Source organism: Cupriavidus basilensis (assembly GCF_029335485.1).
GTDB lineage: Bacteria > Pseudomonadota > Gammaproteobacteria > Burkholderiales > Burkholderiaceae > Cupriavidus > Cupriavidus basilensis_E.
This window is the reverse complement of the sequence record NZ_JARJLM010000580.1, coordinates 1-7,942: the sequence shown is the minus strand read 5'-3', so window position 1 is coordinate 7,942 and position 7,942 is coordinate 1. Positions and strand designations below refer to the sequence as shown.

9 protein-coding genes are annotated in these 7,942 nt (G+C 67.0%); 3 read left to right on the top strand and 6 right to left on the bottom strand.

The window, feature by feature from the left end:
• The coding region (locus tag P3W85_RS36445) for an iron-containing alcohol dehydrogenase (protein ID WP_276268346.1) at positions 1-392 on the bottom strand (392 nt) is incomplete at its 3' end.
• A gap of 297 nt (positions 393-689) precedes the next feature.
• Between P3W85_RS36445 and P3W85_RS36440 the strand changes: the two genes are divergently transcribed.
• The 3 genes from P3W85_RS36440 to P3W85_RS36430 all read left to right on the top strand — a co-directional run bounded on the left by P3W85_RS36440 (position 690) and on the right by P3W85_RS36430 (position 3,328).
• A complete protein-coding gene (locus P3W85_RS36440; protein ID WP_276268345.1) occupies positions 690-1,658 on the top strand; it encodes an alpha/beta hydrolase in 969 nt (322 codons plus the stop codon).
• Positions 1,659-1,801: 143 nt separating this feature from the next.
• Positions 1,802-2,788, top strand: coding sequence for a tripartite tricarboxylate transporter substrate-binding protein (locus P3W85_RS36435; protein ID WP_017228275.1), 987 nt, complete (start codon positions 1,802-1,804; stop codon positions 2,786-2,788).
• Between the two features lie 102 nt (positions 2,789-2,890).
• Positions 2,891-3,328, top strand: coding sequence for a YbgC/FadM family acyl-CoA thioesterase (locus P3W85_RS36430; protein ID WP_276268344.1), 438 nt, complete (start codon positions 2,891-2,893; stop codon positions 3,326-3,328).
• 79 nt (positions 3,329-3,407) lie between these two features.
• Here the strand turns inward: P3W85_RS36430 and denD are convergent, their stop codons facing one another.
• The 5 genes from denD to P3W85_RS36405 all read right to left on the bottom strand — a co-directional run.
• Positions 3,408-4,397 carry a D-erythronate dehydrogenase gene (gene denD, locus P3W85_RS36425; protein ID WP_276268343.1) on the bottom strand — a complete coding sequence of 330 codons (990 nt, stop codon included), beginning with the start codon at positions 4,395-4,397 and terminating at the stop codon, positions 3,408-3,410.
• 89 nt (positions 4,398-4,486) lie between these two features.
• Positions 4,487-5,269 (bottom strand): 2-oxo-tetronate isomerase, encoded by a 783-nt coding sequence (gene otnI / locus P3W85_RS36420; RefSeq protein ID WP_276268342.1) that lies wholly within the window; start codon positions 5,267-5,269, stop codon positions 4,487-4,489.
• A 56-nt stretch (positions 5,270-5,325) separates the two neighbouring features.
• Positions 5,326-6,657, bottom strand: a complete 1,332-nt coding sequence (locus tag P3W85_RS36415; RefSeq protein WP_017227626.1) for an MFS transporter — start codon at positions 6,655-6,657, stop codon at positions 5,326-5,328.
• A 130-nt stretch (positions 6,658-6,787) separates the two neighbouring features.
• A complete protein-coding gene (locus P3W85_RS36410; RefSeq protein WP_276268341.1) occupies positions 6,788-7,426 on the bottom strand; it encodes an aldolase in 639 nt (212 codons plus the stop codon).
• Positions 7,423-7,942: nucleotide-binding domain containing protein (locus P3W85_RS36405; RefSeq protein WP_276268340.1), on the bottom strand; the 520-nt coding region annotated here is incomplete at its 5' end. The genes P3W85_RS36405 and P3W85_RS36410, both read right to left, overlap by 4 nt.

Here is a 7,942-nt window from a genome sequence, read left to right as displayed (position 1 = left end):
GCCGCGCGCTCGGTGATCTTGCCGCTGCCGCCTTCGATGGTGGCGTAGGTGGTCAGCTCGCCGGGGTGGGTGGCGAGGATCGCAATGCCCTTGGCGAGGTCGATGGAGGAGCCGCCGCCCACCGCCACCAGCCCATCGCAGCCGCTTTCCCGGTATTGCGCGGCGGCTTTCTTGACCATGGCCTCGGTCGGGTTGGACGGCGTTTCGTCGAAGAGTTCGTGGGGCAGCCCGCCCAGCGCGTCGATCGCCTGCCGGGCTACACCGGCGGCGACCACGCCTTTGTCGGTGACCACCAGCGGGCGGCGGATGCCGATACGCTCGCACTCCGCCTTGAGCTGGCCGATGGTGCCGAAATCCAGGTGGATATGGGTGAGGTAATAAATGAAGGCCATCTGTACTGTCTCCGTCGGTGAGGTAATTTCTGTTTTTTCTGACGATGGTCGATGATCGCGCAAAACCTGCCACCCTGACCAGCCCTAGGGAAATTTCATATGTACTGCTGCAGAAACATCTGGAATCATACTAAAATCGAACGACCGTTCACAATTAGAACACCGGTTTGCTGATACCGCCGGAAATCCGGCTGTCTTGCCCGAGCTTCGTTGTCCACTGCATTGATCCGCCTTATGTCCGCTGCGCCGTCTACCCCGTCCTCCGGATCCGCTCACCCTGCGCCCGCATCGCCAGGCATGCCGTCGGCTCCGCTCGAACCGCAGGTGGCGGCGCTGCTGGAGCTGATCGGGCGCGTCAAGCGTCCGAGCATCCACGAGCTGGACCCGATCGACGCGAAGACCGCCTACGAAAAAAGCGCGCCCATCATGGATATCGCGCCGCTGCCCGTGTACAGCGTGGAAAACCTGTCCGTGGCCGCGCGCGATGGCTATCACATCCCGGTGCGCCTGTACGCACCCCGGGAAGCCAGCTGGGCCGACCCGCTTCCCCTCCTGCTGTATTTCCATGGCGGCGGTTTCACCGTCGGCAGCGTCAATTCGCATGATCCGCTGTGCCGGCTGCTTTGTCTGCGGGCGGATTGCATGGTGCTGTCGGTCGACTACCGGCTCGGCCCGCAATGGAAGTTCCCTCACGCGGCCAACGATGCGTTCGACGTGATGCGGTGGGTGTTCGACGAAGCCGCGCGCCTGGGCGCCGATGCCACTCGCATCGCCCTGGGCGGCGACAGTGCGGGCGGCACGCTTGCCGGCGCCTGTGCGGTGCATGCTCGCGATCTGGGCCTGTCGCCGGTGCTGCAGATGCTGATCTACCCCGGCACCAGCGCGCGGCAGGACACGCCGTCGCACCGGGCGCTGGCCGAGGGCTATCTGCTGACGGGGCCGATGATCCAGTGGTTTTTCTCGCAATACCTGGACAGCGAGGCCAGCCGCGACGACTGGCGCTTTGCCCCGCTCGACGGCGGCGGCAAGGGCGCCGATGTGCACGGCTGCTGCCCGGCGTGGATCGCCGTGGCCGGCTATGACCCGCTGCACGACGAAGGCGTGGCCTATGCGGCCAAGCTGCGCGCCGCGGGCGTGCCGGCGCATCTGGCGGACTACCCGGGCATGATCCACGATTTTTTCAAGCTGGGACGCTTCGTCCCGGCGGTGGCCGGCGCCCATGCGGACGCCGTGGCGGCCTTGCGCACCGCCTTCGACCGCGGCTGAGCCCGGTTCGCCGCACAATCGCCGCAACCATCCCGAAGCGGTCGCAGACCCCCCGTTCCAGCTGGCCTCGGCTTTGGCTTTACTTGTAGTGCATCACCTTGTAGTGCATCACCTTAAGCAGTAGAAACAGGAGACAGAGACTCATGCAACGCCGCCATTTCCTCGCCCAAGCGGGCGCGCTCGCCGCCACCGCGGCAACCCTGGGGCTGGCCAGCGCACCGGCCCTCGCGCAGGCGGACAATTTCCCGCAACGCCCGATCCGGCTGATCATCGGCTACACCGCCGGCGGCTCCACCGACCTGCCGTTCCGCGTGCTGGCCGAGAACGCTTCCAAGATCTTCGGCCAGCCGGTGATCATCGAGAACAAGCCGGGCGCCGGCGGCGTGCTGCCGGCCCAGCTGATGCAGACGACCCAGCCCGACGGCTACACGCTGGCCCAGGTAGCGATGCCTGTCTACCGCCTGCCGTACACCACCAAGATCAACTGGGACCCGGTCAAGGACCTCTCCTATGTGATCAACCTGGCCGGCTATTCGTTTGGCCTGGTGGTGCCCGTGGATTCGCCGATCAAGACGATGCAGGACTACATCGCCTATGCCCGTGCCAACCCGGGCCGGCTCACCTACGGCTCGCCGGGCTCGATGACGACGCTGCACCTGACCATGGAAGAGCTGGCCATGAAGCAGAACGTGCAGTTTTCGCACATTCCCTACAAGGGCAACTCCGAATCGATGCAGGCCCTGCTGGGCGGGCATGTGATGTCGGTGGCGGACACGCCAGCCTGGGCGCAATACGTGGAAACAGGCAAGCTGCGCCTGCTGTCTACCTGGGGCGAGAAGCGCTCGGCGCGCTTCCCCAATGTGCCGACGCTCAAGGAACTGGGCCTGGGCATCGTGCAGACCTCGCCGTTTGGCGTGGTGGCGCCGAAGGGCACCGACCCGAAGGTCGTCAAGAAACTGCACGATGGCTTCAAGAAGGCCATGGAAATGCAGAATTACCGCGATGCGCTGGCCAAGTTCGATATGGAGCCGTTCTATATGGGCAGCGAGCAATACGCCCACTTTGCCGCGGATACGGTGAAGAAGGAGAAGGCCATCATCGACAAACTGGGGCTGAACAAGCCGCAATGAGCGCGGCATAGCCCGCATCTGGCCGGTGCCGCCCTGTCCGGGGGGGCGGCGCCGTTTTCACACTGGGCCGGAGTCCGGCCGGCACTCAAGGGGAACGCCGTCATGGCAAAGGAAGATTTCCGCCACAGCATGCCGCTGCGCGTGCGTTGGGCCGAGGTCGATCCGCAGTCGATCGTCTTCAATGCGCATTACCTGACTTACTGCGACATCTGCGTCACGGAATACTGGCGCGCGGTGGGAATCCGGTACCCGGAGGATGTGCTGCACGCGCATGGCGTGGATATCTTCGTGGTCAAGTCCACGCTGGAGTACCACGCTTCCGCGCGCTTCGACGACATGCTGGATATCCGCGGCCGGATCGCGCGGCTGGGGCGCTCCAGCATGCTGTTCCGGGTCGAGATGTACCGGGGGGATGAGCACCTGATCACCGGCGAGATCGTCTACGTCTGCGCCGATCCCGCCACGCAGAAGTCGGCGCCGATTCCCGGGCCGGTACGGGAGACCGTCACGGCTTACGAGGCGGTGAAGCCGGAAGCTTGAGCATTCCCAGGTTTGCGCGTTGGCGGTGCCGGCCCCGCTGGCCGGCGCCGCCAGCGCCGGCTCGGGAAAGCCATGCGGCTCAAGCCTTCCCGATCCCCGCGTCCTCCATATACGCGCGAATCACCGCGTCGAAACTCTCGTCCCCCTGAAATCCGAGCGCCAGCGCCCGCGCCGTATTCCAGGCGGCCGGCCAGGTCCCGACGATATTCTCGATGCGCGCCTCGCGCTGCCAGGTCACGCGATCCGCCATGGCATCGCCGGCAACCCGCCGCAGCGCCGCCACCATCTGCGCGGGCGTCACCGACAGGCCAGGCAGGTTGAGCGTGCGCCGCTCGCCAAATGCTGCGCCATCGATCTCCATGCCACGCACCAGCGCCGCGATGGCCCCGCGCGGCGACAGCAGCCACAGCGGCGTATCCGGCGCAACCGGGCAATTGGCGGCCTCGCCGGCCAGCGGCTCGCGCAGGATGCCGCTGGCGAACGACGAGGCAGCGGCATTGGGCTTGCCCGGCCGCACGCTGATGGTGGGCAGCCGCAGCACGCGCCCATCGACGAAGCCGCGCCGGCTGTAGTCGGACAGCAGCAGCTCGCCGATCGCCTTCTGCGCGCCATAGGAAGATTGCGGATTGAGCGCGGTATCGTCCTGCACCACGGCGGGCAGGGCGCCGCCGTAGACCGCGACCGAACTGGTGAACACCACGCGCGGCCGCTGGCCATGCCGCTGATGCAGTGCGCGGCAGGTTTCCAGCAAGGCGCGGGCTGCGTCGAGATTGACCCGCATGCCCAGGTCGAAATCCGCCTCGGCCTGGCCGCTGACCACCGCGGCGAGGTGAAACACCGCGCCGGTGCGCGCATCGATCGCTTGCGCCAGCACGGCGGGGTCCGACAGGTCGCCGGTGACCACGCGCACGCGCGCGTCGTCCAGCGGGGGTGGCGCTATCACGTCCAGTAGCGTCAGGCCTGAGATGGCGGCCGGCTTGCCGTCGATTTCCAGGGTGCCGCGCTTGAGCAGCAGGCGGGCCAGTTGCAGGCCGAGAAAGCCGGCGCCGCCGGTGATCAGTACATGCATCTCTGTCTTCCAGTTGTGCCGCCGCGGGCGGCGGCATCGCTTGATGGATGCCGAAGGCGGGGCGTCCAGCCCAGCATTCAGCCCTTCATTCAGCCCTTCAGGTAAGGCCTGAGCCAGCCCAGCCCTGCCGTGGTACCGGCACGCGGACGGTACTCGCAGCCGATCCAGCCGTCGTAGCCGAGCGTATCGATCACGTCGAACAGGTAGGGATAGTTCAGTTCGCCAAGGTCCGGCTCGTGCCGTTCGGGCACGCCGGCAATCTGGATATGCCCGATGCCGGCAAAGTCGCGCTTGAGCTTGACGGCGAGGTCGCCTTCCACGATCTGGCAGTGGTAGCAGTCGAACTGCACCTTGAGGTTGGCCGCGCCGACCTCCTTGCAGATCGCCTGGCCGTCGTCCTGCCGGTTGAGGAAATAGCCCGGCATGTCGCGCGTGTTGATCGGCTCGATCAGCACCGTCACGCCCTGCGCGGCGGCCGTGCGCGCGGCATAGGCCAGGTTCTCCAGGTAGCACGCGCGATGGCGCGCATCGTCGGCGCCGGCAGGCACCAGGCCGGCCATCACATGGATCTTGCGGTTGCCGATCGCGGCGGCGTATTCCAGCGCGCGGCCGAAGGCGTCGCGGAACGCTGCTTCGCGGCCGGGCAGGGCAGCCATGCCGCGCTCGCCAGCGCTCCAGTCGCCCGGCGGGGCGTTGAACAGCGCCTGGGTCAGGCCGTTGGCATCGAGGCGCGCGCGGATCTCGGCGGCGGGGTGTTCATAGGGAAAGAGGTACTCCACTGCCGTGAAGCCATCCGCCGCCGCAGCGGCGAAGCGGTCCAGGAAGGCGTGTTCGGTGTACATCATCGACAGGTTGGCGGCAAAGCGCGGCATGCGGTGCTCCAGGAGATTTCGGTTGTTCTTGCGTTGTTGCGTTCCTGCTGCCTGCATCAGCGGTTGACCAGTCTGGCCGGCGTCAGCCAGACCAGGCCCGCGCCGATCACCAGCATGGCCGACAGCACGTACATGCTGGACTGGGTGCTATGGGTGAGGTCGGTCAGGTAGCCCACCATGTAAGGTGCCACAAAGCCCGCCAGGTTGCCGACAGAGTTCACCACGGCGATACCGGAAGCCGCGGCGAGGCCGGACAGGAAGGCCGTGGGCAGCGACCAGAACAGCGGGGCACAGGTCAGCACGCCGGCGGCGGCCAGGGACAGCGCCGCGATGGCGACCACCGTATTGTGGGTAAACGAGGCGGCAATGGCAAAGCCCACCGCGCCCATCAGGGCCGGCACGATCAGGTGCCAGCGGCGCTCGCGGCGGGAATCGGCGCTGTGGCCCAGCAGGTTCATCACCACGATGGCGCAGATAAAGGGAATGGCGCTGAGCAGTCCGATATTGAGGTTGCCGCTCACGCCGCTGGTCTTGACCAGGGTGGGCATCCAGAAGGTCAGCGCGTATTGCCCGGTGACGAAGCAGAAGTAGATCAGGCACATCCACCATACGCGGCGGTCGGCGAACACGGCGGCGAGCGAGTGGCCGGTGCCCGCGGCATTGGCCTGGCGCGCGTCCTCCTCGATATTGCGCCTGAGCACGCGTTTTTCGTCGGCATCCAGCCAGGGCGCCTGGTCGATGCCGTTCTTGAGCACGAACACCGTGACGATGCCGATCAGGAACGCGGGCAACGCTTCGAGCAGGAACATCCATTGCCAGCCGCGCATGCCGCCGTAGTCATGGAAGGCATCCATGATCCAGCCCGACAGCGGGTTGCCGAACATGCCGGCCACAGGAATGCCCGACATGAACAGCGCGATCATCTTGGCGCGCCGGTTGGCCGGGTACCAGTAGGTCAGGTAGAGGATCACGCCGGGATAGAAACCCGCCTCGGCCAGGCCGAGCAGGAAACGCATGACATAGAAGGTGGTGGGCGTCCTGACGAAGACGAACAGCGCCGAAATGATGCCCCAGGTGATCATGATCCGCGCGATCCAGATACGCGCGCCAAGCTTGTGCATCAGCAGGTTGCTGGGCACCTCGAACAGGAAGTAGCCGATAAAGAACAGGCCGGCGCCCAGGCCGAACACCGTTTCGGAAAAGGCCAGGTCCTGCGCCATCTGCAGCTTGGCAAAGCCGACGTTGACGCGATCCAGGTAGGCAATCACATAGCACAGCATCAGGAAGGGCATGATGCGCCAGAACACCTTGCTGTAGGCGCGTTTTTCTATGTCCTGATCCAGGCGGTGGCCGGCGCCGGTCAGCGCGGCAGGGGTGGATGGGTTCATTGTCGTCTCCTGTTTCCCGGCTCGCGCGGCGAGCCGGGGGCGAACGCTCCCCTTGCCGCGGCCCCGGCGTCAGCGGGGCGTGCGGTGGAGTGGTCCGGCCTTGTTTGTGATGCCGTGTGAGCCGGCGGGCTTACCAGCGCGCCTTGAAGGTGTCGCGCAGTTCGGCCAGGGCGTGTTCGTCGAGCGGGTCGGGCTTGTCCTTGAGCATCAGCCAGAGTCTGGCGGTTTCTTCCAGTTCCTCGAGCGCGAAGGCCGCGCGCGAGACGGTGGCTTCCCACACCACCGGACCAAGGCGCGCGAGCAGCACGCCGCGCACCTCGGCGGCAAGCTGGGCGACGCGCGCCGCCACCGCCGGGTCGCCCGGACGATGGTAGGGGATCAGTGGGATATGCCCCACCTTCATCACGTAGTAGGGCGTGATCGGCGGCAGCACATCGTCCGGTTGCCAGGCGCCCGCCAGGCTCAGCGCCACCAGGTGGGTGGAGTGCGTGTGCACCACGCCATGGGCCTGCGGGTTGTTGTCGTAGATGGCGCGGTGCAGGGTCAGCGTCTTGGACGGCTTGTCGCCGGCCACCCAGGCGCCGCCGGCATCCACCTTGGCGATGGCGGCCGGGTCCAGCATGCCCAGGCAGGCATCGGTGGGCGTGATCAGCCAGCCGTCATCCAGACGCGCGCTGATATTGCCGGCGCTGCCGACGGTGTAGCCGCGCTGGAAGAGACTGGCGCCGATGCGGCAGATCTCGTCGCGCAGGCTGGCTTCGGTGCTCATGCCTCACCTCCGAGTTGCCGCAATGCCTCGTCGAAGAAATCCACGCCGCCGAAGTTGCCGGACTTGAGCGCCAGCGCCAGCGGCTGCGCGTCCAGCGTGACGGTGGCGGGCACGCCCGGCGCGATCTGCGTGCCGATGCGCAGGGCCCGCACGCCCAGCGCCTGCACCACCGCGCCCGAGGTTTCTCCGCCGGCCACCACGAAGCGGCGCGTGCCGCGCGCTTTCAGGGCGGCGGCGATGGCGGCCAGGGCCTGCTCGACCAGATGGCCCGCGCGTTCCACGCCGAGCGCGGCCTGCGCCGCCTTGACTTCCTCGGGCGTGGTGGTGGCATAGACCAGCGCCGGCTCCGCGTGGGAGGCGATCAGGCCAAGCGCCTGATCCACCAGCGGCGCGCCCTCGGCCAGCGCGAGCGGGTCGATGCGCAGGGCCGGACGCTGCTGCGCCAGCCACCGCGCCACCTGGGCGTTGGTCGCCTTGGAAGCACTGCCGGCCAGCACCACGGCCGGGCCGGCGACC

Bases quoted from the DNA above. Each gene is read 5' to 3' on its own strand.
- P3W85_RS36435 (WP_017228275.1), top strand. From the start codon at position 1,802: ATGCAACGCCGCCATTTCCTCGCCCAAGCGGGCGCGCTCGCCGCCACC.
- P3W85_RS36430 (WP_276268344.1), top strand. From the start codon at position 2,891: ATGGCAAAGGAAGATTTCCGCCACAGCATGCCGCTGCGCGTGCGTTGG.
- P3W85_RS36410 (WP_276268341.1), bottom strand. From the start codon at position 7,426: ATGAGCACCGAAGCCAGCCTGCGCGACGAGATCTGCCGCATCGGCGCC.
- denD (WP_276268343.1), bottom strand. From the start codon at position 4,397: ATGCATGTACTGATCACCGGCGGCGCCGGCTTTCTCGGCCTGCAACTG.
- otnI (WP_276268342.1), bottom strand. From the start codon at position 5,269: ATGCCGCGCTTTGCCGCCAACCTGTCGATGATGTACACCGAACACGCC.
- P3W85_RS36415 (WP_017227626.1), bottom strand. From the start codon at position 6,657: ATGAACCCATCCACCCCTGCCGCGCTGACCGGCGCCGGCCACCGCCTG.
- P3W85_RS36440 (WP_276268345.1), top strand. From the start codon at position 690: ATGCCGTCGGCTCCGCTCGAACCGCAGGTGGCGGCGCTGCTGGAGCTG.